The 22,981-nt window shown below is 67.5% G+C and carries 20 protein-coding genes; 6 read left to right on the top strand and 14 right to left on the bottom strand.

Annotation, left to right across the window (positions count from 1 at the left end; genetic code table 11):
- Positions 1 to 25: 25 nt before the first annotated feature.
- The 4 genes from QTH87_RS02820 to groL all read left to right on the top strand — a co-directional run bounded on the left by QTH87_RS02820 (position 26) and on the right by groL (position 4,111).
- Positions 26 to 1,093: a dihydrodipicolinate synthase family protein gene (locus QTH87_RS02820; RefSeq protein ID WP_286606685.1), complete on the top strand. Its 1,068-nt coding sequence runs from the start codon at positions 26 to 28 to the stop codon at positions 1,091 to 1,093.
- The gene (locus tag QTH87_RS02815) at positions 1,090 to 1,917 is read left to right on the top strand and encodes an ABC transporter ATP-binding protein (protein WP_286606684.1); all 828 of its coding nucleotides are present in this window, start codon (positions 1,090 to 1,092) and stop codon (positions 1,915 to 1,917) included. The genes QTH87_RS02820 and QTH87_RS02815 overlap by 4 nt, the downstream gene beginning before the upstream one ends.
- Before the next feature lie 165 nt (positions 1,918 to 2,082).
- Positions 2,083 to 2,376, top strand: a complete 294-nt coding sequence (groES, locus tag QTH87_RS02810; RefSeq protein WP_286606682.1) for a co-chaperone GroES — start codon at positions 2,083 to 2,085, stop codon at positions 2,374 to 2,376.
- 82 nt (positions 2,377 to 2,458) lie between these two features.
- Entirely contained in the window at positions 2,459 to 4,111 is a 1,653-nt protein-coding gene (groL, locus tag QTH87_RS02805) for a chaperonin GroEL (RefSeq protein WP_286606680.1), read from the top strand.
- A gap of 75 nt (positions 4,112 to 4,186) precedes the next feature.
- Here the strand turns inward: groL and QTH87_RS02800 are convergent, their stop codons facing one another.
- The 3 genes from QTH87_RS02800 to tal all read right to left on the bottom strand — a co-directional run bounded on the left by QTH87_RS02800 (position 4,187) and on the right by tal (position 7,133).
- Positions 4,187 to 4,540: a DUF805 domain-containing protein gene (locus QTH87_RS02800; RefSeq protein ID WP_286606679.1), complete on the bottom strand. Its 354-nt coding sequence runs from the start codon at positions 4,538 to 4,540 to the stop codon at positions 4,187 to 4,189.
- A gap of 86 nt (positions 4,541 to 4,626) precedes the next feature.
- Complete coding sequence (gene pgi, locus QTH87_RS02795; RefSeq protein ID WP_286606678.1) at positions 4,627 to 6,186, bottom strand: glucose-6-phosphate isomerase; 1,560 nt, start codon at positions 6,184 to 6,186, stop codon at positions 4,627 to 4,629.
- Complete coding sequence (gene tal, locus QTH87_RS02790; RefSeq protein ID WP_286606677.1) at positions 6,186 to 7,133, bottom strand: transaldolase; 948 nt, start codon at positions 7,131 to 7,133, stop codon at positions 6,186 to 6,188. Before tal ends, pgi begins: the two co-directional genes overlap by 1 nt.
- Positions 7,134 to 7,265: 132 nt before the next feature.
- On the opposite strand from tal, the gene QTH87_RS02785 reads away from it, so the two are divergent.
- Positions 7,266 to 7,940, top strand: a complete 675-nt coding sequence (locus QTH87_RS02785) for a lipocalin family protein (RefSeq protein ID WP_286606675.1) — start codon at positions 7,266 to 7,268, stop codon at positions 7,938 to 7,940.
- Here the strand turns inward: QTH87_RS02785 and QTH87_RS02780 are convergent.
- The 4 genes from QTH87_RS02780 to QTH87_RS02765 are packed head-to-tail and all read right to left on the bottom strand — an operon-like array spanning position 7,886 to position 12,855.
- Complete coding sequence (locus QTH87_RS02780; RefSeq protein WP_286606674.1) at positions 7,886 to 8,548, bottom strand: HAD family hydrolase; 663 nt, start codon at positions 8,546 to 8,548, stop codon at positions 7,886 to 7,888. The two genes, QTH87_RS02785 and QTH87_RS02780, sit on opposite strands and share 55 nt — an antisense overlap.
- Positions 8,545 to 9,594, bottom strand: coding sequence for an ABC transporter ATP-binding protein (locus QTH87_RS02775; protein WP_286606673.1), 1,050 nt, complete (start codon positions 9,592 to 9,594; stop codon positions 8,545 to 8,547). The genes QTH87_RS02780 and QTH87_RS02775 overlap by 4 nt, the downstream gene beginning before the upstream one ends.
- Complete coding sequence (locus QTH87_RS02770; RefSeq protein WP_286606672.1) at positions 9,591 to 11,816, bottom strand: ABC transporter permease; 2,226 nt, start codon at positions 11,814 to 11,816, stop codon at positions 9,591 to 9,593. Before QTH87_RS02770 ends, QTH87_RS02775 begins: the two co-directional genes overlap by 4 nt.
- A 19-nt stretch (positions 11,817 to 11,835) precedes the next feature.
- A complete protein-coding gene (locus tag QTH87_RS02765) occupies positions 11,836 to 12,855 on the bottom strand; it encodes an ABC transporter substrate-binding protein (protein WP_286606671.1) in 1,020 nt (339 codons plus the stop codon).
- Positions 12,856 to 12,999: 144 nt separating this feature from the next.
- On the opposite strand from QTH87_RS02765, the gene zwf reads away from it, so the two are divergent.
- Positions 13,000 to 14,490, top strand: coding sequence for a glucose-6-phosphate dehydrogenase (zwf, locus tag QTH87_RS02760; RefSeq protein WP_286606669.1), 1,491 nt, complete (start codon positions 13,000 to 13,002; stop codon positions 14,488 to 14,490).
- A gap of 15 nt (positions 14,491 to 14,505) precedes the next feature.
- On the opposite strand, the gene QTH87_RS02755 is transcribed toward zwf, so the two are convergent.
- The 7 genes from QTH87_RS02755 to QTH87_RS02725 all read right to left on the bottom strand — a co-directional run bounded on the left by QTH87_RS02755 (position 14,506) and on the right by QTH87_RS02725 (position 22,751).
- A complete protein-coding gene (locus QTH87_RS02755) occupies positions 14,506 to 15,498 on the bottom strand; it encodes an ABC transporter ATP-binding protein (protein ID WP_286606667.1) in 993 nt (330 codons plus the stop codon).
- Positions 15,495 to 16,487 (bottom strand): ABC transporter ATP-binding protein, encoded by a 993-nt coding sequence (locus tag QTH87_RS02750; protein ID WP_286606666.1) that lies wholly within the window; start codon positions 16,485 to 16,487, stop codon positions 15,495 to 15,497. Before QTH87_RS02750 ends, QTH87_RS02755 begins: the two co-directional genes overlap by 4 nt.
- A gap of 12 nt (positions 16,488 to 16,499) precedes the next feature.
- Entirely contained in the window at positions 16,500 to 17,411 is a 912-nt protein-coding gene (locus tag QTH87_RS02745; protein ID WP_286606665.1) for an ABC transporter permease, read from the bottom strand.
- A 59-nt stretch (positions 17,412 to 17,470) separates the two neighbouring features.
- Positions 17,471 to 19,054 (bottom strand): ABC transporter substrate-binding protein, encoded by a 1,584-nt coding sequence (locus QTH87_RS02740; RefSeq protein WP_286606663.1) that lies wholly within the window; start codon positions 19,052 to 19,054, stop codon positions 17,471 to 17,473.
- 27 nt (positions 19,055 to 19,081) lie between these two features.
- Positions 19,082 to 20,338, bottom strand: coding sequence for a M20 aminoacylase family protein (locus tag QTH87_RS02735; RefSeq protein WP_286606661.1), 1,257 nt, complete (start codon positions 20,336 to 20,338; stop codon positions 19,082 to 19,084).
- Positions 20,339 to 20,355: 17 nt separating this feature from the next.
- Positions 20,356 to 21,333 carry an ABC transporter permease gene (locus QTH87_RS02730; protein ID WP_286606658.1) on the bottom strand — a complete coding sequence of 326 codons (978 nt, stop codon included), beginning with the start codon at positions 21,331 to 21,333 and terminating at the stop codon, positions 20,356 to 20,358.
- 164 nt (positions 21,334 to 21,497) lie between these two features.
- Positions 21,498 to 22,751, bottom strand: coding sequence for a porin (locus tag QTH87_RS02725; protein WP_286606656.1), 1,254 nt, complete (start codon positions 22,749 to 22,751; stop codon positions 21,498 to 21,500).
- Positions 22,752 to 22,981: the final 230 nt, after the last annotated feature.

Here is a 22,981-nt window from a genome sequence, read left to right as displayed (position 1 = left end):
CCCCACCTTTTCTTCAGGAGCCTTCATGCCCTTGCAACGATCCGATCTCCCCGCGCAGGTGCTCGACCTGCTGGCCCAAGGCACCGTGATCCCCGCGCACCCGCTGGCGCTCGATGCGAAGAGGCAGCTCGATCGCCGCCGGCAACGCGCACTGACCCGCTACTACGTCGACGCGGGCGCCGGCGGTCTGGCGGTCGGCGTCCACACGACGCAATTCGCCATCCGCGAACGCGGCCTCTACGAGACGGTGCTGCGGGCCGCGATCGAGGACCAGCGCGCCTGGACCGACAGGCCGATGGCGATGATCGCCGGCCTCTGCGGCGACACCGCCCAGGCCCTGGCCGAGGCCCGCACTGCGGTCGGCCTGGGCTACCACGCAGGTTTGCTGAGCCTGGCCGCGGTGGCCAGCGCCTCCGAGGACGCGCTGATCGCCCACTGCGAGGCGGTCAGCCAGGAGATTCCGCTGATCGGCTTCTACCTTCAGACCGTGGTCGGCGGCCCGGTGCTGTCGAGCGACTTCTGGCGCCGCTTCGCGCTGATCCCGAACGTGCTGGCGATCAAGGTCGCGCCCTTCAACCGCTACCGCACGATCGACGTGGTGCGCGGCCTGGTCGATGCGCGGGCCGAGGAACGCGTCTTCCTCTACACCGGCAACGACGACCACATCGTGCTCGACCTCGCCCTGCCCTTCACCGCCATGCGAGACGGCACGCCGGTCAGCGTCCGCTTCCGCGGCGGCCTGCTGGGCCACTGGTCGGTCTGGACCTCGAGCGCGGTGGCGCAGCTCGCTCAGATCAAGGCCGAGCTGGCGGCCCAGGGCGGCACGCTCGGCCCCGCGCTGCTCGCGCTCGACTCGCGCGTGACCGACTGCAATGCGGCCTTCTTCGACGTCGCGAACAATTTCCACGGCTGCATCGCGGGCTGCCACGAGGTGCTGCGCCGGCAGGGTCTGCTCGAGGGCATCTGGTGCCTCGACCCCGAGGAAGGCCTGGGCCGCGGGCAGAGCGCCGAGATCGACCGCGTCTACCGGCTCCATGGCGACCTCGGCGACGACGCCTTCGTGCGCGACAACCTGGCGCGGTGGCTCGCATGAGCCGCCCGGCCGCCCCGAAGGCAGGGACCGAAGCGCTGCTGCGCGGAGGCACCCCGGTGACCGAGCCCCTGATCCGCATGCGCCAGCTGCGCAAGGTCTACCGCAAGAAGAACGAGGAATTCCTCGCGGTCTCCGACGTCTCGATGGACATCCATGCGGGCGACATGGTGTCGCTGGTGGGCCCTTCGGGCTGCGGCAAGTCGACCCTGCTGAAGATCCTCGCCGGCCTGCACGGCCACGACGGCGGGGTGCTGCAGATCGGCGGCGCGGACGGCGCGGCCTTCAACCCGGGCCGCGACGTCGGCATGGTGTTCCAGCAGCCGCTGCTGCTCAAGTGGCGCACCATCCTCGACAACGTGCTGCTGCCGGCCGACATCCTGGGGCTGCCGCGCAAGCCCGCGGTCGAGCGCGCCCATGCGCTGCTCGACATGGTCGGGCTCACCGGTTTCGCCGACAAGCTGCCCTACGAGCTGTCGGGCGGCATGCAGCAGCGCGCCGCGATCGCCAGGGCGCTGGTCCACGATCCCCGGCTGGTCCTGATGGACGAGCCCTTCGGCGCCCTCGACGCCCTCACGCGCGAGAAGATGAACCTCGAGATGCTGCGGATCTGGGAAGAGACCGGCAAGACCTTCGTGGTGGTCACTCACAGCATCCAGGAGGCCGTCTTCCTCGGCACCCACTGCGCGGTGCTGAGCGCCGGCCCGGCGCGCATGGCGGACTTCTTTCCGATCGAGCTGCCGGCCCCGCGCCGCCTGCACATCAAGACCGACGCCGAGTTCGGCGGCTACGTCCGGCGCATCTACGACCTGCTCGGCGTCGAGTAGCGGCGAGGGGCGAAAAACCCGCGTCGCCCTTGAAATGACACAAAACCCCCTTATCATTAGCACTCGTCGGAGCTGAGTGCTAACAGCACGCGCTCCAGCACGATGTGGCATCGGCACCACGCCGGCGCCCAGCCCAAACCCAGTTCCCATCAGGAGATGCAAGCAATGAAACTTCGTCCTTTGGCCGATCGCGTGATCGTCAAGCGTGTTGACAGCGAAACCAAGACCGCCTCCGGCATCGTCATTCCCGACGCAGCCGCAGAAAAGCCCGATCAGGGCGAAGTCCTGGCCGTGGGCCCGGGCAAGCGCACCGACAAGGGCGAACTGACCGCACTGACCGTCAAGGTCGGCGACCGCGTCCTGTTCGGCAAGTACAGCGGCCAGACCGTCAAGGTCGACGGCGACGAACTGCTGGTCATGAAGGAAGACGACCTGTTTGCGGTCGTCGAAGCCAAGTGATTTGCGGGACAGACCAAGCCGGCGCGAAGCGCGGATTGCTCTGTCCTCAACCGATTAGATTCAATTTCTGGAGTAAATAAACATGGCAGCAAAAGACGTAGTCTTCGGCGGCGAAGCCCGCGCGCGCATGGTCGAGGGTGTCAACATCCTCGCCAACGCAGTCAAGGTCACCCTCGGTCCCAAGGGCCGCAACGTGGTGCTCGAGCGCTCCTTCGGCGCTCCCACCGTGACCAAGGACGGCGTGTCGGTCGCCAAGGAAATCGAACTCAAGGACAAGCTCCAGAACATGGGCGCCCAGCTCGTGAAGGAAGTGGCTTCCAAGACTTCGGACAACGCCGGCGACGGCACCACCACCGCGACCGTGCTGGCCCAGGCCATCGTTCGCGAAGGCTTCAAGCTGGTCGCCGCCGGCATGAACCCGATGGACCTGAAGCGCGGCATCGACAAGGCGGTCACCGCCCTGGTCGCCGAGCTCAAGAAGGCTTCGAAGGCCACCACGACCTCGAAGGAAATCGCGCAAGTCGGCTCGATCTCGGCCAACAGCGACGAAACCATCGGCAAGCTCATCGCTGACGCGATGGACAAGGTCGGCAAGGAAGGCGTCATCACCGTCGAAGACGGCAAGTCGCTCGACAGCGAACTCGACGTCGTCGAAGGCATGCAGTTCGACCGCGGCTACCTGTCGCCCTACTTCATCAACAACCCCGAGAAGCAGAGCGCGATCCTGGACAACCCGTTCGTGCTGCTGTTCGACAAGAAGATCAGCAACATCCGTGACCTGCTGCCGACGCTCGAACAGGTCGCCAAGGCCGGCCGTCCGCTGCTGATCATTGCCGAAGAAGTCGAGGGCGAAGCCCTGGCGACGCTGGTCGTGAACACGATCCGCGGCATCCTGAAGGTCGTCGCCGTCAAGGCGCCGGGCTTCGGCGACCGCCGCAAGGCCATGCTCGAAGACATCGCCATCCTCACGGGCGGCAAGGTCATCGCCGAAGAAGTGGGCCTGACCCTCGAGAAGGTGACGCTGGCCGACCTCGGCCAGGCCAAGCGCATCGAAGTGGGCAAGGAAAACACCATCATCATCGACGGCTCCGGCGCTGCTGGCGACATCGAAGCCCGCGTCAAGCAAGTGCGCGTGCAGATCGAGGAAGCCACCAGCGACTACGACCGTGAAAAGCTGCAAGAGCGCGTGGCCAAGCTGGCCGGCGGTGTTGCCGTGATCAAGGTCGGCGCTGCCACCGAAGTCGAAATGAAGGAAAAGAAGGCCCGCGTCGAAGACGCCCTGCACGCCACCCGCGCTGCAGTGGAAGAAGGCGTCGTGGCTGGCGGCGGCGTGGCTCTGCTGCGTGCCAAGCAGGCCGTGGGCGACAACGTCAAGGGCGACAACGCCGACCAGGAAGCCGGCATCAAGCTGGTGCTCAAGGCCATCGAAGCGCCGCTGCGCGAGATCGTCAACAACGCCGGCGGCGAAGCCTCGGTGGTGGTGAACGCAGTGCTGGCCGGCAAGGGCAACTACGGCTTCAACGCCGCCAACGACACCTACGGCGACATGCTCGAGCTGGGCATCCTGGACCCGACCAAGGTGACCCGCACCGCACTGCAGAACGCCGCTTCGGTGTCCTCGCTGCTGCTCACGACCGAAGCCATGGTCGCTGACGCACCGAAGGAAGAAGCCGGCGCTGGCGGCGGCATGCCCGACATGGGCGGCATGGGTGGCATGGGCGGCATGGGGATGTAATTCCCGGCCGGCCGGCACACACGCCAGGCCTCAAGCCAGAAGCCCCGCAGCGCAAGCCGCGGGGCTTTTTTGCGTTCAGAAGGCGGCGGGCAACGCGGGTCCGGCGGGCGGTCCGTATTCGTTCGATTCGGGCTGCGACGGCTGCACCATGAAGTACAGCAGCACGAGGCTGCCGATGAGCGGGATCAGGCCCAGCAGCAGGAACCAGCCGCTGCGACCCACGTCATGCAGCCGGCGCGCGCCTGCGGCCAGCAGCGGCAGCAGGAAGGCCAGCACCACGAGGTAGTTGAGGAATTCGTGGATGAAGCCGCTCACGATGCCGGCGAGCAGGTAGGCCAGGAAGAACCACCAGTACTCGGGCCGCGCGGCGCGCCCCGTGAAGTCGACGTACTTGCGAAAGCAGGTCTGGACGGCCTGTTGAAAGTTCATGAAGAAGCTCCTCGTGATGACCGCGCGGCAGGGCGCCGCGCGTTCATCATATCGAGCCCTCCGCGAAGGCCGCCCGGTTGCCGGTGCTACTTCGGCGGGCGCAGCAGCGCCAGCAGTCCGGCCGTGGACGCATCGAGCCCGGCGACATCGCCCGAAGCCAGACGCGGCTCGATGTCGCGCGCGAGCACCTTGCCGAGTTCCACGCCCCACTGGTCGAAGCTGTTGATGCCCCACAGCGCACCGCTCGTGAACACGCGATGCTCGTAGAGCGCGAGGAAGGCACCCAGCGACTCGGGCGTCAGCGCCTCGAAGACGAAGAAGGTGCTCGGCCGGTTGCCCGGAAAGTCCTTGTGCCCGCCGGCGTCGGTCTTACCCACCATCAGGGCCTGGGCCTGGGCCAGCGCGTTGGCCAGCAGCTTGGGATGGTGGCCCGGCAGGTCGTGGGCCGCGTCACGCACCGCGATGAATTCGAGCGGCGTGACGTCCGTGCCCTGGTGCAGCATCTGGAAGTACGCATGCTGGCCATTGGTGCCGGGCTCGCCCCACAGCACCGGCGACGTGCCCGCAGCGAGCGGCTGGCCGTCGAGGTCGACCCGCTTGCCGTTGCTTTCCATCTCGAGCTGCTGCAGGTAGGCCGGCAGCCGCTTGAGGGCGCTGTGATAAGGCGCGATGCTGCGCGTCGTGAAGCGGTGGAAGTTGCGATACCAGACGTCGAGCAGGCCGAGCCGCACGGGCAGGTTCCGGGCCAGCGGTGCGGTGCGGAAATGCTCGTCCATCGCATGCGCGCCCGCCAGCAGGCGGCGGAAGCCCTCGGCGCCGATCGCCAGCGCGATCGGCAGGCCGATCGCCGACCACAGCGAATAGCGCCCGCCCACCCAGTCCCAGAAGCCGAAGGTGGTGTCGATGCCGAACGCCTTCGCGGCGGCGACGTTGGTCGTCAGCGCCGCGAAATGGCGTGCCACGTCGACGCTGCCCGACTGCTCGAACCAGCGCTTGGCCGACTGGGCATTGGCCATGGTCTCGGCCGTGGTGAAGGTCTTGGACGCGATCAGGAACAGCGTGTGCTCGGGCGCCAGGCCGCGCAGCACACCGGCCAGCTCGTGGCCGTCCACGTTCGAGACGAAATGGAACCGCTTGCCCGGCGCCGCGAACTCGGCCAGCGCGAGCACCACCATCTGCGGCCCGAGGTCGGAGCCGCCGATGCCGATGTTGACCACGTCGGTGATCGTATGGTCGGCGCGGATGCGCTCGGCAAAGGCCAGCATCGCGTCGAGCGTGGCCTGCACGTCGGCAAAAGGCTGCGCCAGCGGACCCGGCGGCGGCGGCGCAGAAGCCGGCCGGCGCAGCAGCGTGTGCAGCACGGCCCGGTCCTCCGTGGTGTTGATGTGCTCGCCCGCGAACATCGCGTCGCGATGCGCCTCGAGACCGCACTCGCGCGCCAGGTCCTGAAGCAGCGCTTCGGTGCGTGCATCGGCCAGGTTCTTGGACAGGTCGGCGAAGACGTGCGGCGCCGACTGGCTCAGCGTCTCGAAGCGCGCCGGATCGGCGGCGAAGGCCTGGCGCAGGTCGAGCGCCCGGCCGGAGGCGTCGAAGTGGGCCTGCAGTTCGCCCCAGGCAGCGGTACGGTCGCAGCGCGTGAACTGCATCAGGCCACCATCAGCTTCTCGAGCTTGACCGCATCGGCGGCAAAGGCGCGGATGCCTTCGGCAAGCTTCTCGGTCGCCATCGCGTCCTCGTTGAGCGCGAAGCGGAAGGCCGGTTCGTCGAGCGTGACCAGGGGGATGTCGCGGCCCTTCGCGGCCTCGGCATCGAGCGCATGCGCGAGCGGCGCTTCGCTCGCGGCCAGTTCGCCCAGCAGCTCGGGGCTGATGGTCAGCAGGTCGCAGCCGGCCAGCGCAGCGATCTGGCCGACGTTGCGAAAGCTCGCACCCATGACCTCGGTGGCGATGCCGTTCTTCTTGTAGTAGTCGAAGATCTGGCGCACCGACTTCACGCCCGGGTCGTCGGCGCCGGCATTGGCGGCCTCGTCCCACTTGGCGCCCTCGGACTTCTTGTGCCAGTCGTAGATGCGGCCGACGAAAGGCGAGATCAGCTTCACCTTGGCGGCGCCGCAGGCAACGGCCTGCGCGAACGAGAACAGCAGCGTGAGGTTGCAGTGGATGCCCTTCTGCTCGAGCTGGCGCGCAGCCTCGATGCCTTCCCAGGTGGACGCGATCTTGATCAGCACGCGCTGGCCGACATCGACCTCCTGTTCGCGGTAGAGCGCCACGATGCGCTCGGCACGCGCCACCGTGGCGGCGGTATCGAAGCTCAGCCGGGCGTCGACCTCGGTCGACACGCGGCCCGGGATCAGCGACAGGATCTCGGTGCCGAAGCGCACCAGCAGGCGGTCGATCACCTCGTCGAGCGGCGCGCCCTTGTGTTTCTTGACGACCTCGTCGAGCAGCGGCCGGTAGTCGGCCTTCTGCACCGCCTTGAGGATCAGCGACGGATTGGTCGTCGCGTCCTGCGGCTTGAACTGGGCGAGCTGGCGGAAATCACCGGTGTCGGCGACCACGGTGGTCCATTGACGGAGGGCATCGAGTTGGTTCATGCGGCCATTATCCCGCCGCCGCACTACATGGCGTGTGGTCCGTGGCTGACGTTGCCTGCGCTGGCATGCACCTACGCTCGAGGCTCCAGTCATTTTTCCGATCCCCTCGGATCGCTTCCCCGGAGGATTCCCATGCCCTACCGCACACCCCGTGCAGCCCCGAGCGCCAGCCTCGACGACCGCGCCCTCAGCGCATCGATCGGCACACTGGCCGCTGCCTTCTGCCTCGGCGGCGCGCTGACGCTGCTCGCGCTGGCCGGCGCACGCACTGCACGCGCTGCCACGGCCCCCGTGGTCGGCCCTGCCGACGGTGCGCCGCTGATGCGCGCACCGCTGCAGGTGGTGGCGCCGGTGGATCTCAAGCGCTATGCAGGTCTCTGGCACGAGCAGGCCCGGCTGCCGAACCGTTTCCAGAAGCAATGCACCGGACCGGTGACGGCCGAATACACGCCGCTGGCGGACGGCACGGTCGAGGTGCGCAATCGCTGCATCGTGGCCGACGGCAGCTTCGACGAATCGGTGGGTTCGGCGCGCGTGGTGCCGGTGGCCGGCCAGCCCGGCGCCGGCCGGCTCGAGGTTCGCTTCGCGCCCGAATGGCTCGGCTGGCTGCCCGTCGTCTGGGGCGACTACTGGATCCTCAAGCTCGACCGCGACTACCAGGTGGCACTGGTCGGCACGCCGAACCGCAAGTACCTGTGGGTGCTGTCGCGCGTGCCGCGGCTGGAGGACGACCTGCTCGAAGCCGAACTGGCCTATGCGCGCACGCTGGGATTCGACGTCGACAAGGTCGAACGCACCGGCAGGTAGACCGCGAGCTGCGCCGGCAAGGCGCTCGTGCGCTCGCAGTGGATGGCATGCCATCCCAGGTCGCGCGCCGCGAGCACGTTGGGCAGCATGTCGTCGATGAAGACGGTCTGCGCAGCGTCGAGCGCGTGGCGCCGGGCCAGCAGTTCGTAGATGCCGCGCTGCGGCTTGATCATCTTGACGTCGCCGGAAAAGACGCCGCCGTCGAACCACTCGAAGAAGGGATGCCGCGCCTCCAGCGCTCGCGCGTAGGGCTCCGGCATGTTCGAGAGGTAATAGAGCCGCAGGTCCTCGCCGGCATCGCGGCGATCGCGCAGCTGCTCGAGCAGTTCCACGCTGGTCGCGATCGGTTCGAGGCGCTCGCCCATGGGCTCGAGCAGTTCCACGAGCGGACCCGCGGGCAGCGACAGCCGCAGCGCCATGCGGCCGATGGCATCGTCGAGACTGTGGGTGCCGCGGTCGAAGCCGATCCAGTCCTCGTGATGGAACATCTGGCGGGCCAGCTCGCGCGCGGCGTCGGCAGTGGGCGCGTGGGCCGACAGGCGCTGCTGGACCAGGGCAACCGGCTCCCATGTGAAAAGCACGGCGCCGAGATCGAAGACGACATTCATGTTGGAGTGGCTACGGGGACGACGGAAACGCCATGGCTGGCAAGCGACAGGGTGGTCTGGGCGCCGGCGGCCAGCGGATGCGCGAGATCGGTCGAGACCACGAACACCGGGCCGAGCGCGGTGTCGAAAGCATATTCGTAAAAGCTGCCGAGATAGGCCGCCTTGCGCAGGATTGCCGGCAGGCCGATGGCGGCGCCGATCAGCCAGGCCTCCGGCCGCACCGCCACCTTGACGAAGCCGGGCGGCACGTCGTAGCGCGGCGCCAGCGTCAGCGGGCCCAGTTCGACGCGGCCTTCGGGCTGCGCGAGCGCCGGGAACACCATCGCCTCGCCCATGAAGCCGGCCACGAATTCGCTCACCGGGTGGCCGTACAGCTGCTCGGGCGTGCCCTGCTGGGCGATCACGCCGTGGTCCATCACGATGATCTGGTCGCTGACCGCCAGCGCCTCGCTCTGGTCGTGCGTGACGTAGGCGACCGTGAGCCCCAGGCGCTGCTGCAGGCTGCGGATTTCCTCGCGCATCTCGCGCCGCAGGCGGGCGTCGAGGTTCGACAGGGGCTCGTCGAACAGCAGCACCGCCGGCTCCAAAACCAGCGCACGCGCGAGTGCCACGCGCTGCTGCTGGCCGCCCGACAGCTCGCTCGGCAGCCGATCGTCGAAGCCGACCAGGCCGACGCCGCGCAGCGCCTCGCGCGCGCGCGCCGCGGCTTCGGGCTTTCGCAGTCCGCTCATGCGCAGGCCGTAGCTCACGTTCTCGATCACGTTCATGTGCGGGAACAGCGCATAGCTCTGGAACATCATGCTGACGTTGCGCTCGGCCGGCCCCAGCGTCGTGACGTCGCGCCCGCCCATGAGGATCGCGCCCGAGCTCGGCGACTCGAGCCCCGCGATCATGCGCAGCGTGGTGGTCTTGCCGCAGCCGGACGGACCGAGGATGGTGGTCAGCGTGCCCTGCGGCACCTCGAAGCTGATGCCCTTGACGGCCAGCGGCGCGCGTGCGTCGCTGCCGTAGCGCTTGGTGACGTTGCGAAGCTCGATGCCGTTCATGCCAGGCTCTCCATCTTGTGATGCCCTTGGTGCGTCGGCGTGGCCCCGCGGCGGCCCAGCCTGCGCTCCCCGATCACCCATTGCACCAGCGCGATCGCCAGCGCCATCAGGATCATCAGCACCGTGCAGTAGGCCAGCGCAACGCCGTAGTCGCCGTTGCCGACGCGTCCGATGATGTAGGTCGTGGCGAGCTCGTTCTCGGCGGTGACGAGGAAGATGACGGCGCTCACCGTCGTCATGGCGCGCACGAAGCTGTAGACCAGCGCCGCCACCAGCGCCGGCTTGAGCAGCGGCAGCACCACCTTGAACAGCGTCTGCGAGGTCGACGCCCGCAGCATCACGGAAGCCTCGTCGAGCGAGCGATCGAGCTGCTTGAAGGCCGCGGTGCCGGCGCGCACGCCCACCGGCAGGTTTCGGAACATGAAGCACAGCACGATGATGAGCCCGGTGCCCGTGAGTTCGAGCGGCGGCACGTTGAAGGCCAGGATGTAGCTCACGCCGAGCACCGTGCCGGGAATGGCGAAGGCCAGCAGCGCGCCGAACTCGAAGATGCCCTGCCCCTTGAATTCGTTGCGCGCCAGCAGCCAGGCGATCAGCAGGCCCAGCGCCGCAGTGATCGGCGCCGAGATGCCCGCGAGCTTGAGCGTGGTGACCAGCGAGTTCCACGCCGTGCCGGCCCACACCAGCCCGAACTGGCCCCACTCGAGGGCGAACGCGTTCTTGAAGTGGTGGAGCGTGAAGCTGTAGTCGCGGCCCCAGGTCTGCACGAAGCCACCCGCAAAGGCGAACAGGTAGACCACCGCGGTGAACGCGATCCACGGCAGCGCGATGCAATGGATGGTGCGGCGCACGCCGTCGGGCAGTGCCATCGCGATGCCGGCGTCGCCCTTGCCGCTGACCGTGGTGTAGCTGCGCTTGCCGAGCACCGCGCGCTGGATGGCGAACACGCCGAGCGCGAACAGCGTCAGCACCCAGGCCAGCGAGGCCGCGCGGCCCTGGTCGTACTGGGCGCCGACGATGGCGAAGAAGATGTCGGTCGACAGCACCGAGAACTGCCCGCCCACCACCACCGGGTTGCCGAAGTCCGCGATGCTCTCGATGAAGCCGACCAGGAAGGCGTTCGCGAGCCCGGGCTTGATGAGTGGCAGCGTGACCGTGAAGAAGGCGCGGCGGCGGTCGGCGCGCAGCATCTGGGCGGCTTCCTCGAGGCTCGGCGAGACGCCCTGCACCACGCCGCGCATGATCATGAAGGCGATCGGCGTGAAGGCGAACAGCTGCGCAACGAGCACCCCCGGCATGCCGTAGAACCAGCGTGTCGGCTCGATGCCGAAGACGCTTTCGAGCAACTGGTTGACGACGCCCGCGCGGCCGAACAGCAGGATCAGGCCGAGGCCGACCACGAACGGCGGCGTGATGATGGGCAGCAGCGCCAGCACGCGCAGCGGCCCCTGCCAGCGCCGGCCGCCGCGCTCGGCCATCAGCGCCAGCAGCGTGCCGAGGAAGGTGGTGCCGGCCGCCGTGAGCAAGGCCAGCGCCAGCGTGTTCCAGGCCACGCCACAGCGCACGCCACCGGCCAGGCAGCCCAGCCCCCAGATCCGCTCGGTGCCCAGGCGCTCGACGAAGGCCGCCATCGAGGCGCGGCCGTTCTCGTCGAGGAAGGCGCCGGCCAGCGCCTTGCTCACGGGGTATGCGATGAACAGCGCCATCAGAACGCCGCAGCCGATGACGGCGCCCGAGACGAACAGGTCGCCCTTGAAGAAGCCCAGCCGCGCAAGGCCGAAGGCCGCGAGCAGGATCAGCGCCGACAGTGCGACGAAGCCGCCTGCGCCGATGCCGAACTGGTTCACGGGCAGCTCGCCGAACCAGCCGTTGAAGAGCGGCACACTCCAGCCGCGCGCGCCGATCAGGAAGCCTGCGAGGGCCAGGCCGATGGCGCCGACCGCGCCGCCGACCAGCAGCAGCCGGCCCTGCGCGCGGCCGGGCTGCAGCAGGCCGCCGAGCGCGCAGATGGCGAGGCCGATGAGACCGATCCAGAGCCACTCGCGGCCTTGAAGCAGCGCCTGCATGACGCCGTTGGCGCCCTCGGCGTCACCGAAGACCTGCGGCAGCACCGCCCACCAGCCGGTGTCCTGGATCGCATACCAGGGCAGCGCGAGGTAGCCCACCAGGCCCGCGGCGATGCAGGTCCGGACGGCGGCGTTGGGACTGCGGCGTCCGTTCATCGATGCGGCGGACACGCGCCTAGCGCGGCAGCGAGTTGACGTCCTTTTCCCAGCGCGAGATCAGGCGCTTGCGCTCGGCGCTGGCGCCGTACTTGGCGTAGTCGTAGTCGATCATCTTGATCTTCTTGAAGTCGGGCACGTTGGCGTCGACCGCCGTCGCCTTGTTCGAGGGCAGCTGGTATTGCTTGGCCGCGGCACCGAAGGTCTGGGCCTGCGGCGTCAGCGCCCATTCGTAGAACTTCTTGGCCTCGGCGAGGTTGCGCGCACCCTTCACGATGCTCATCGAGCCGATCTCGGCGCCCGTGCCTTCGGAGGGCGTGACGGTCTCGACCGGGAAGCCCTGCATCTTTTCCTGCGGCGCGTCGTGCACGAAGCTGATCGACACCGCGGTCTCGCCGCGCGCCACGGCCTTGATCGGGCCCGTGCCCGAGCGCGTGTACTGGCCGACGTTGCGGTGCAGGCCCTTGAGGTATTCGAAGGCCTTGTCCTCGCCCATGAGCTGCACCAGCGTGGCGATCATCGTGTAGGCGGTGCCGCTCGAGGCCGGGTTCGCGACCTGGATGTCCCCCTTGTATTCGGGCTTGAGCAGGTCGGCCCAGCTGCGCGGCACGGCGAGCTTCTTCTTGGCCAGCAGCTCGGTGTTGTAGCCGAAGCCGAGCGGCCCCGAGTAGATGCCGACCGTCTTCCAGCCCGACTGCTGGGCCTGCTGCTGGGCCCACGGATAGAGCTGCGGCAGGGTCGGCGACTTGTATTCGAGCGTCAGGCCCGATTCGGCGGCCTGCAGGTGCGGATCGCCGGTGCCGCCGAACCAGACGTCGGTCTTGGGGTTGTCGCGCTCGGCGATCAGCTGTGCGAGCGCCTCGCCCGAGCCCTTGAGCGACATGTTGAGCTTGACGCCGGTGGTTCGCGCATAGACCGTGGCGATCATGTTGCACCAGTCGGCCTGCACCGAGCAGATGACGTTGACCGTCTGGGCCGAAGCGGCGCCCGACGTGCCCAGCAGGACGGCCAGCGCCGTCGTCGCGAAAGTTTTCTTCATCAGGACCTGCCTTCAAGTTGTTGTGATGCCCCGCAGCAGTTTTTCAGCTTAGCGCGGTGTCATCGCGGCAACGATCGGTACAAGTACCATTCGCTGGCAGACTGCAGGCCCGAGCTGCGGCCATCAAGACCAACGGATGTATCCATGAGTTTCGACCTCGTTCTTTTCGGCGGCACCGGCGACCTGGCCTGGCGCAAGCTGATGCCGGCCCTGTTCCAGGCATTCCGCCACGGCAGCCTGCCTCCCGACGGCCGCATCATCGGCGTCGCGCGCGACGACCTGAGCGACGACGCCTACCGCGAGCTGATCCAGTCGCGCTTCGACGCAGTCGAAGGCGCCAAGCGGCCCAACCCCGACGAGTTCAGGAAGTTCGCCGAGATGCTGCACTTCCTGCGCATGGACCTGTCGAAGCCCGAGGACTTCCACAAGCTCGCGGAAATGCTCAAGGCGCGCAACGCCGACACCGTCGTGATGTACCTCGCGACCGCGCCGAACCTCTTCACCCAGGCGGTCGAGCAGCTCGCGGTGGCCGGCCTCAACGGCCCGCATGTGCGGCTGGTGCTCGAGAAGCCGCTCGGCCACGACCTCGAATCCAACCGCGCGATCAATGCCGCGGTGCGCAAGGTGCTGACCGAGCAGCAGGTGTTCCGCATCGATCACTACCTCGGCAAGCCCTCGGTGCAGAACCTGTTCGCGATGCGTTTCGGCAATGCGCTGTTCGAGCCCATCTGGCGCCGCGAATACATCGCCAACATCCAGATCACGATCGCCGAGGACCTGGGCGTCGAGAAGCGCGGCGCCTTCTACGACCAGACCGGCGCGCTGCGCGACATGGTGCAGAACCACGCGCTGCAGTTGCTCTGCGCGATCACCATGGAGCCACCGATCAATGCCCATGCCGACGCCATCCGCGACGAGAAGCTCAAGGTGCTGCGCGCGCTCAAGCCCTGGACTGCCGAATCGATCGGCCTGCATGCGATCCGCGGCCAGTACGTGGCCGGCACCGCCTACGGCGAACGCGTGCCCGGCTACCGCGACGAGCCCGGCGTCGATCCCGAAAGCCGCACCGAGACCTTCATCGCGCTGCGCACCGAGATCGCCAACTGGCGCTGGGCCGGCGTGCCGCTCTACATCCGCACCGGCAAGCGCCTGGCCTCGCGCGACGCGCGCATCGAGGTCAACTTCCGCCCGACCCCGCACGCGATCTACCGGGCGCCGGCGAACTCCGTCAACAGGCTCGTGATCAACCTGCAGCCGCGCGACGGGCTCGAGCTGCACCTGCTCGCGCAGGCCCAGGACAACCGGCCGCGCAACGGCAATGGCGGCGCTGCCCATGCCAACCGCCATGCGGGCGCGCAGCTCGCACCGGTTCAGCTCGACCTCGATTTCGACAAGCGCTTCGGCACCGAGCGGGTCGGCGCCTACGAGCGGCTGCTGCTCGACGTCATCGACGGCCGCCTCAATCTGTTCGTGCGCGCGGACGAGCAGGAAGAAGCCTGGCGCTGGGTCGAGCCGCTGATCGACAGCTGGTCGGCCGATGGCGAGCCGCGCCCCTATGCGGCCGGCACCTGGGGGCCGAGCGCATCGAGCGCGATGATCGCGCGCGACGGCTACGCCTGGGGAGAGGAACAGTAACCGGGCGAGCCGCGATCAGTCGCGGTTCTCTTCCACCGCGTGGCACGCCACCTGCACGCCGCGCAGCATCTGCAGCGGCGGTCGCTCGGTCTTGCAGCGTTCGTTGGCCAGCGAGCAGCGCGGATGGAAGGTGCAGCCGGTGGGTGGATTGAGCGGGTTCGGAACTTCGCCCTGCACCGGCGTGCGCCGCTTGCCCGTGTGCTTCATCTGCGGGATCGCGTCGAGCAGCATGCGCGTGTAGGGATGCTGCGGCGACGAGAACAGCTGCTGCTTGTCCGCCACCTCGACCAGCCGGCCCAGATACATCACGCCGACCTGGTCGGCGACGTGGCGCACCACCGCGAGGTTGTGCGAGATGAAGAGGTAGGTCAGGCCGCGCTCGCGCTGCAGGTCCTTCATGATGTTGAGCACCTGCGCCTGCACGCTGACGTCGAGCGCCGAAGTCGGCTCGTCGCAGACCAGGAACTCGGGCTGCGTGGCGAGCGCGCGCGCGATCGAGATGCGCTGGCGCTGGCCGCCCGAGAACTGGTGCGGGTACTTCACCATGTCGAGCGGACTCAGGCCGACCGACTGCAGCAGCTCGCCCACGCGCGCCTTCAGCGCCGGACCTTCCTTGAGGATGCCGTGCTCGCGCAGCGGCTCGCCGACGATGTCCTCGACGATCCAGCGCGGGTTCAGGCTCGCGTAGGGATCCTGGAAGATCATCTGCACGCGGCGGCGCAGCGCGCGGCCCTCCGAGGTCTTGAAGGCGGCGTGCGCGTCCTGCCCGTCGAACTGCATGCCGCCGCGGCTCGGCTCGTAGAGCCCCACCAGCAGCCGCGCCACCGTGCTCTTGCCGCAGCCGGATTCGCCGACCAGCGCCAGGGTCTTGCCGCGCTCGATCGAGAAGCTCACGCCGTCGACCGCCTTCAGCAGCACGCGCGGCTTGCGCTCCAGCACGCGATTGAGCCAGGGCGGCGAGACATCGAAGCTCTTTGCCAGGTCGTGGGCCTGCACCAGGGCGGTCATGCGCGGGCTCCGTAGGCCGGCGAAGCGCTGTGGGCGTCGTGCAGCCAGCAGGCGGCACGCGTGGCGCCGGCATCGATCAGGTCCGGCCGCTCGACCAGGCAGCGGTCGAACACGCGCGGGCAGCGCGGGTTGTAGGCACAGCCGCGCGGAATCGCATTGAGCCGCGGCATGGCGCCGTCGATCTGGTTGAGCCGTTCTCGGTCCATCGTCATGTCGGGGATCGCGGCCATCAGGCCCGCGGTGTAGGGATGGGCGGCCTGGTGGATCACCTCGTGCACCGGCCCGATCTCGGCCACGCGGCCGGCATACATCACGGCGACGCGATCGCAGGTCTCGGCGATCACGCCCATGTCGTGCGTGATCAGCATCACGGCGGCGCCGCGTTCCTTGCAGATGCCCTTGAGCAGCTGGATGATCTGCGCCTGGATCGAGACGTCGAGCGCGGTGGTCGGCTCGTCGGCGACGATCAGCTTCGGCTCGGCCGCCAGCGCGAGCGCGATCACCACGCGCTGCCGCATGCCACCCGAGAACTGGTGCGGGAAGTGGTCGATGCGCTCGGCCGCGGCCGGGATGCCGGTGTCCTGCAGCAGGCCGATGGCGCGCCGGCGCGCCTCGTCCTCGCTCACCGGCAGGTGGGCGCGGATGGTCTCGGTCAGCTGGCGGCCGATCGTGTAGAGCGGATTCAGCGAGGTCAGCGGATCCTGGAAGATGGCGCCGATCTTGCGGCCGCGGATGTGGCGCATCGCCTCGTGGCCGAGGTTGTCGATGCGCTGACCCTCGAGCCGGATCTCGCCGCTCGCCACGCGACCGGGCGGCTCGAGCAGGCCGATGATGGCGGCGCCGGTGAGCGACTTGCCCGCGCCCGATTCGCCCACCACGCCGAGGATCTCGCCGGGTGCGATCTCGAAGGAGATGTCGTCGAGCGCGCGCAGGGTGCCGCGGCGGTGCGGAAACTCGACGACCAGGTTGTTGACTTGCAGAAGACTCATGGCGAACCCGATTCAGCGCAGCCGTGGGTTGAGCGCATCGCGCAACCAGTCGCCGAGCAGGTTCACGCTGAGCGCGATCAGCACCAGCATCAGGCCCGGGAACAGCGTGATCCACCACTCGCCCGAGAACAGGTAGTCGTTGCCGACGCGGATCAGCGTGCCCAGCGATGGCGAGGTCGGCGGCACGCCGACGCCCAGGAAGGACAGCGTGGCCTCGGTGATGATCGCGGTGCCGACCTGGATCGTGGCCAGCACCATCACCGGGCCCATCACGTTGGGCAGCACGTGGCGCAGCATGATGCGCCCGCGCGAGACGCCGGTCACGCGCGCGGCCTGCACGTATTCCTTGCTGCGCTCGACCAGCGTCGAGCCGCGCACGGTGCGCGCGTACTGCACCCAGCCGGTCAGCGAGATGGCGACGATCAGCACGCCAAAGGCAACCGAGGTCGGGGCATCCGGAAAGAGTGCGCGCCCGACGCCGGCCATCAGCAGTGCGATCAGGATCGGGGGGAACGACAGCATGACGTCGCACACGCGCATCAGGAAGGCGTCGAGCCAGCCGCCCCAGAAGCCGGCAAGCAGGCCGAACAGCACGCCGACCACCACCGACAGCAGCACCGACACGAGGCCGACGACGAGCGAGATGCGGGCGCCGTAGATGACGGCAGAAAGGATGTCGCGGCCCTGGTCGTCGGTGCCGAGCAGGTACTTGGTCGAGCCCTCGGCGCTCCAGGCGGGCGGCAGGCGCGCATCGCCGAGTTCGAGCGTCGCGAGATTGAAGGGATCGTGAGGCGTGACCCACGGCGCGAACAGCGCGCAGAACAGGCACAGGAAGGCGATCGCAGCTGCCAGCATCGCAACCGGCGAGTTGCGAAAGCTGTGGCCGACATCGCTGTCGAGCCAACGGGCAAGAGTTTTTTTCATCGGGAGGCGGAAGAGGCGGCCCGCCGGAGCGGGCCACCTTGTTCAGACAGTCACCAGGCTCAGGGCTTGATGCTCATCCATTTGAAGTACATGAAGTTGTCCGCCAGCTGGGTCAGCTCGACCTTCTTGCTCACGCCCCAGGCCAGCGCCTGCTGATGCAGCGGCAGATGGCCCACGTCGTCGATGTGGATCGCGAAGGCTTCCTTGATCATCGCGTCGCGCTTGCCCTTGTCGCTCTCGGACTGGATCTTCTTGGTCAGTTCGTCGAGCTTCGGATTGCAGTACGCGCCCAGGTTGAACTGGCCCGTGCCCTTGTCGTCCGGGCAGGCCGTGAGCGACGACAGCGCGTTGTGCGCGTCGTAGGTGGTCGGGGTCCAGCCGAGCAGGTAGAAGCTGGTGTCGCGGCGCAGGATCTTCGGGAAGTAGGTGCCCTTGGTCTCGGTCGCGAGGTTGACCTTGACGTTGATCTTGGCCAGGTTGGAAGCCACGCTCTGGCAGATCTGGCCGTCGTTCACGTAGCGGTCGTTCGGGCAGTTCATGGTCACCTCGAAGCCGTTCGGATAGCCGGCGTCGGCCAGCAGCTTCTTGGCCGCCTCGACATCGAACGGGGCGCGCTTGTCCTGCGCCTCGGTCCAGCCGTTGACGCCCGGGCCCACCAGCAGTGCGGTGGGCCGCGAGGCGCCGCGCATCACGGTCTTCTGGATGCCGACGATGTCGATCGCCTGCGAGAAGGCCTGACGCACGCGCTTGTCCTTGAACGGGTTCTTGCCCTTGACGCTCGAATAGAGCAGCTCGTCGCGCTTCTGGTCCATGCCGAGGAAGATCGTGCGCAGCTCGGGGCCGGTGATCACGCGTGCCGTCGGGCTGGCGTTGATGCGGGCGACGTCCTGCACCGGCACCGGCTCCATGACGTCGACCTGGCCGGACACCAGCGCGGCGACGCGGGTGGCGGGGTTGGCGATCGGCGTGAAGATGACTTCCTGCGCGTTGCCTTCGATCTTGCCCCAGTAGCTGGCGTTGCGGCTGAACACGGTGCGCACGTCGGGCTGGCGCTCGCGCACGCGGTACGGACCGGTGCCGTTGGCCTTGAACGAGGCGGTGTTCTCGATGCCCTTGCGCTTGTCGACCGGCTTGGCGGCGCCGTTGTCCTCGCTCCACTTCTTGCTCATGATCATCGTCAGCGAGATCACGTCGGGCAGGATCGGGAAGGGGCCGCTGGTCTCGATCTCGACCGCGTGGTCGCCGACCTTGCGCACTTCCTTGATGTCGCTCAGCGTGGCCTTCATGTCCGAGCCGTCGCCCTTGGCGCGCGCGAAACTGAAGACCACGTCGTCGGCCGTGAACGGCGTGCCGTCGTGGAAGGTGACGCCCTTGCGCAGCTCGAAGCGCCAGACGTTGGGCGAAGTCTGCTTCCAGCTGGTGGCCAGCAGCGGCGCCAGAGAGAGGTCCTTGTTGCGGCCGACCAGCGTCTCGTAGACGTTGGCCGCGATGCTCAGTTGCAGCGATTCGTTGAGCGAGTGCGGATCGAGCGACAGGGCATCGCCCTGGTTCGCGATCCGGATCGTTTGGGCGCCGGCCATCAGACTCGTGGCAGCCAACAGGCTCAGGATCGCGCCCGCGACCATATTTTTCTTCAGACTCATGGGAAGCACTCCTCGGGTTGGAAAGGGTCAGGATGCCGTCGACGCGACGGCCCTGTTCTCGGGTTGACCGGCGGATGAGGCCAGTGGCATGCCCTGTTCGACCAGGCCCGCGTGCAAGGCGGCGCCCAGAGGCAGGATCTCGTCGTTGAAATCGTATTTGCTGTTGTGCAGGAAGGCGCCGCCGCGGGCGTCCTGGCCGATGCGCATGTAGGCGCCGGCCTTCTGCTGCAGCATGAAGGAGAAGTCTTCCGCGCCCATGCTGGGTTCCATGTTGCGCTCGACGTTGTGGCCACCGACCAGCGACTCGGCCACGTCGCCCGCGAACACCGCCTCCGGGGCGGTGTTGATGGTGGCCGGATAGATGCGCTCGAACTTGACCTGCGCCGTGGCGCCGAAGCCGGCCGCGACCGCGCTGCACAGCTCGACGAGCCGCTGCTCGACCTGCGTCTGCACGCGCGAGCTGAAGGTGCGCACGGTGCCCACCAGCGTCGCCTTGCCGGGCACCACGCTCATCGCGCCGAGGTCGCCGGCCTGCACCGCGCAGATGCTGACCACCGCGGCGTCGATCGGCCGCACGTTGCGCGAGACGATGCTCTGCACCGCCGTGATGATGTGGGCCGACACCACCACGGGATCCACCGTCAGGTAGGCATGCGCACCATGGCCGCCCTTGCCCGTGACCTCGATCGTGATGCGGTCGGCGGCCGCCATCATGGCGCCGCGGTTGATGCCCACGGTGCCGGCAGGCATGCCGGGCCAGTTGTGCATTGCATAGACCGAATCGACCGGAAAGCGGTCGAACAGGCCATCCTCGATCATCACGCGGGCGCCTGCGAAGCCTTCCTCGCCGGGCTGGAAGATCAGCACGGCCGTGCCGTCGAAATTGCGCGTCTCGGCCAGGTAGCGCGCGGCGCCGACCAGCATCGCCGTGTGGCCGTCGTGGCCGCATCCGTGCATCAGGCCCTGCCTGGCCGAGCGCCATTCGAAGTCGTTGTCCTCGCACATCGGCAGCGCGTCCATGTCGGCCCGCAGGCCGATCATGCGGCCGCTGGCGGTCGAGCGGCCGCGCACCACGCCCACGACGCCGGTGCGGCCGATGCCGGTGTGGATCTCGTCGACGCCGCAGGCCTCGAGCGCCTCGCGCACGCGCGCCGCGGTGTAGACCTCCTCGAAGCCGAGCTCGGGATTCGCGTGAAGGTCGCGCCGGAACGCAGTCAGCTCCGGATAGAAGCGAGCGATGTGCGCGAAGGGCCTGCCGGCGGCTTGCAGTCGGGGTTCGGTCATGTCGGTGCTCCGATGCCTCAGTGCCCGGCGTTGCCGAGCCGCAGGCGCGGGTCGACCACGAAATACAGCAGATCGACCACGAGATTGATGACGACGAAGATCAGCGCGATCAGGCACAGGTAGGCGGCCATCACCGGGATGTCGGCGAAGGTCACGGCCTGGATGAACAGCAGCCCCATGCCCGGCCACTGGAAGACCGATTCGGTGATGATCGAAAACGCGATCAGGCCGCCCAGCTGCAGGCCGGTGATGGTCATCACGGGCACCAGGGTGTTCTTGAGTGCATGGCCGAAATGGATCGCACGGTCGGAAAGGCCGCGCGCGCGAGCGAACTTGATGTAGTCGGCGCGCAGCACTTCCAGCATCTCGGCGCGCACCAGACGCATGATCAGCGTGAGCTGGAAGATCGCGAGCGTGATCGCCGGCAGCACGATGTGCAGCCAGCCGTTGCCGGTCAGCAGGCCGGTGCTCCACCAGCCCAGCTTCACGGTCTCGCCGCGTCCGAAGCTCGGGAACCAGCCCAGGTGCACCGCGAAGACCAGGATCAGCAGGATGCCGATCAGGAAGGTCGGCAGCGACACGCCCAGCAGCGACAGCGTCATCAGCACCTGGCTCGAGAAGGTGCCCCGCTTGAGCGCGGTATAGACGCCCATCGGGATGCCGATGACCAGCGCCAGCACGGCGGCCACCATGGCCAGTTCGAAGGTCGCGGGAAAGCGTTCGCCGATCAGGCGCGAGACCTTTGCACCCTGGCGCAGGCTGAGGCCGAACTCGCCCTGTGAGGCATTGACCAGGAAGTGGCCGAACTGCACGAAGAAGGGCTTGTCGAGCCCCAATGCGGCGCGCAGTTCACGGATCTGCTCCGGTTTGGCGTCCTGGCCCAGCAGGAAGACCACCGGATCGCCCACGTATTGGAAGAGGAGGAAGGCAAAGAAGGCAACCGCGATCATCACGATCACGGCCTGGATCAGGCGGCGCAGTACGAAGGCAATCATTCAGCTCAGAAAGTAATCGACGATGCTAGCAGAGCAAGCTATGTGCCCAAGTCGGAGTTCCCCGGGGGTGCACCGACATGAGGCACGAATGAAAAAAGCCACCCGACTTTCGTCGAGTGGCTTTCAATGACTTGCCGTCGATGCTGGCTTACGCCAGCGTCAGATCAGAAAGCGTGACGGATGCCGACGTCGTAGCCGGTCGAGCTCTTCGGGGTCAGCGTGATGTTGTACACGGCTGCCGGTTGGTAGAAGTTCGGGCCGCCCAGGGTCAGGTCGGCGCCGTCCTTGTTGTTGACGCGAGCCACCGTTGCGTACAGGGCCGTGCGCTTCGACAGGTTGTGGACATAGCCCAGCGCGAACTTGTCAGCCTTCGGTTCGACGGTGCCGAACACTTGAGCCGCGGGCGTCAGGTTCTTGTACTTGACTGCCGAGTACGAGAAGCGGATCAGGCCAGGACCGACCGGCACGGTAGCGCCGAGCAGCCAGCCGTCAGCGCCGGGTTCACGAATGCCGAAGGCATTGGCGACCGTCGGGAACGGGTTCGAATCGTCGACCTTGATGTCGCCTTGCGAGTACTCACCGAAGAGCTTCACGACGCCGAAGTCGTACGAAGCGCCAACGTTGAGCGTGTCGAGGTTGGTCGTGGTGCCCAGTTGGTACTGGTCAGCGATCGTGGTCTGGGCGTAGGCGAATGCGACATCCAGAGGACCGTTGGCGTAACCAACGCGACCACCGACGTAACGGCCGGCGCGCGAGTTGTTCGCAACGTTCGGGGTCAGGGTGCCCGGATCGTACTTGTCCTTCTCGTTGAAGGCGTACATCACCTGGCCGTAGAAACCACCCAGGTTCGGCGGCAGGAAGTAGCCGATCGAGTTGCTGGAGCGAACATAGCTGTTGGCGTTCGAAGCGAAGCCGTTGTTGATGCTGCCAGGGGTGTTGTAGCCGTTGGCGGTCGAGATCAGGTTGGTACCAACGCCGTTGGTGCCGAACGGATCGAACACGGTGTCGTTCCAGAAGGTCGGGGTGTAGTCGCGACCGAGGCGGATTTCACCGAACGCGCCAGACAGGCTGACGGTCGAACGGCGATTGAACAGACCGGTCAGCGACGGGGATCCGGATTGCGCGATGTTGCCACCCGTGTTGCCGTCGTCGTTGTTCAGGCCAGCTTCGAGCCAGAAGCTAGCTGCCAGACCACCACCGAGGTCTTCCGTACCACGGAAGCCCAGACGGCTGGAGTTGTAGCCCGAGCTCGTCAGAGCCGTACGGCTGGTCGTGATGCTCTGACCCAGCGCGGTTTCAGTCTTGTTCGAGTAGCCGCTGACAGCAGCGTCCACCACACCGAACAGGGTGACCGACGACTGGGCCGAGGCGACGCCGGCAACAGCCAGAGCAGCCAGGGCAACTAGAGATTTTTTCATTGCAAGTTTCTCCAAGGTTAAACATAGGGCTCCGGTGCGAAGGGCTCACCGTGACTGGCACTTTGTGCTCCCACCGGACCCCGGGCCAACCTCCTTTTGGGAAGTTGTCGCTATTGCACCAGAGCCAGTTCACAAGGGCAAAACAATTCGGACCAAATCTCGCCACACTCCGGCGTTTCGTTGCAGCCGTGCAACAAAGCTTGGAAGGCCCCGCAGGACCCTGTAGGCCG

This window comes from Variovorax jilinensis (genome assembly GCF_030316885.1).
GTDB classification, from domain to species: domain Bacteria; phylum Pseudomonadota; class Gammaproteobacteria; order Burkholderiales; family Burkholderiaceae_C; genus Variovorax; species Variovorax jilinensis.
Note: the sequence above shows the minus strand (reverse complement) of the source record. Positions and strands in the feature narration are given on the sequence as shown.

Excerpts from the sequence above, each read along its gene's own strand:
- QTH87_RS02780 (WP_286606674.1), bottom strand. The coding sequence starts at position 8,548 with ATGAATGTCGTCTTCGATCTCGGCGCCGTGCTTTTCACATGGGAGCCG.
- QTH87_RS02820 (WP_286606685.1), top strand. The coding sequence starts at position 26 with ATGCCCTTGCAACGATCCGATCTCCCCGCGCAGGTGCTCGACCTGCTG.
- QTH87_RS02750 (WP_286606666.1), bottom strand. The coding sequence starts at position 16,487 with ATGAGTCTTCTGCAAGTCAACAACCTGGTCGTCGAGTTTCCGCACCGC.
- QTH87_RS02745 (WP_286606665.1), bottom strand. The coding sequence starts at position 17,411 with ATGAAAAAAACTCTTGCCCGTTGGCTCGACAGCGATGTCGGCCACAGC.
- QTH87_RS02755 (WP_286606667.1), bottom strand. The coding sequence starts at position 15,498 with ATGACCGCCCTGGTGCAGGCCCACGACCTGGCAAAGAGCTTCGATGTC.
- QTH87_RS02735 (WP_286606661.1), bottom strand. The coding sequence starts at position 20,338 with ATGACCGAACCCCGACTGCAAGCCGCCGGCAGGCCCTTCGCGCACATC.
- pgi (WP_286606678.1), bottom strand. The coding sequence starts at position 6,186 with ATGCAGTTCACGCGCTGCGACCGTACCGCTGCCTGGGGCGAACTGCAG.
- QTH87_RS02800 (WP_286606679.1), bottom strand. The coding sequence starts at position 4,540 with ATGAACTTTCAACAGGCCGTCCAGACCTGCTTTCGCAAGTACGTCGAC.
- QTH87_RS02725 (WP_286606656.1), bottom strand. The coding sequence starts at position 22,751 with ATGAAAAAATCTCTAGTTGCCCTGGCTGCTCTGGCTGTTGCCGGCGTC.
- groL (WP_286606680.1), top strand. The coding sequence starts at position 2,459 with ATGGCAGCAAAAGACGTAGTCTTCGGCGGCGAAGCCCGCGCGCGCATG.
- QTH87_RS02785 (WP_286606675.1), top strand. The coding sequence starts at position 7,266 with ATGCCCTACCGCACACCCCGTGCAGCCCCGAGCGCCAGCCTCGACGAC.
- groES (WP_286606682.1), top strand. The coding sequence starts at position 2,083 with ATGAAACTTCGTCCTTTGGCCGATCGCGTGATCGTCAAGCGTGTTGAC.
- QTH87_RS02765 (WP_286606671.1), bottom strand. The coding sequence starts at position 12,855 with ATGAAGAAAACTTTCGCGACGACGGCGCTGGCCGTCCTGCTGGGCACG.
- tal (WP_286606677.1), bottom strand. The coding sequence starts at position 7,133 with ATGAACCAACTCGATGCCCTCCGTCAATGGACCACCGTGGTCGCCGAC.
- QTH87_RS02815 (WP_286606684.1), top strand. The coding sequence starts at position 1,090 with ATGAGCCGCCCGGCCGCCCCGAAGGCAGGGACCGAAGCGCTGCTGCGC.
- QTH87_RS02775 (WP_286606673.1), bottom strand. The coding sequence starts at position 9,594 with ATGAACGGCATCGAGCTTCGCAACGTCACCAAGCGCTACGGCAGCGAC.
- QTH87_RS02740 (WP_286606663.1), bottom strand. The coding sequence starts at position 19,054 with ATGAGTCTGAAGAAAAATATGGTCGCGGGCGCGATCCTGAGCCTGTTG.
- zwf (WP_286606669.1), top strand. The coding sequence starts at position 13,000 with ATGAGTTTCGACCTCGTTCTTTTCGGCGGCACCGGCGACCTGGCCTGG.
- QTH87_RS02770 (WP_286606672.1), bottom strand. The coding sequence starts at position 11,816 with ATGAACGGACGCCGCAGTCCCAACGCCGCCGTCCGGACCTGCATCGCC.
- QTH87_RS02730 (WP_286606658.1), bottom strand. The coding sequence starts at position 21,333 with ATGATTGCCTTCGTACTGCGCCGCCTGATCCAGGCCGTGATCGTGATG.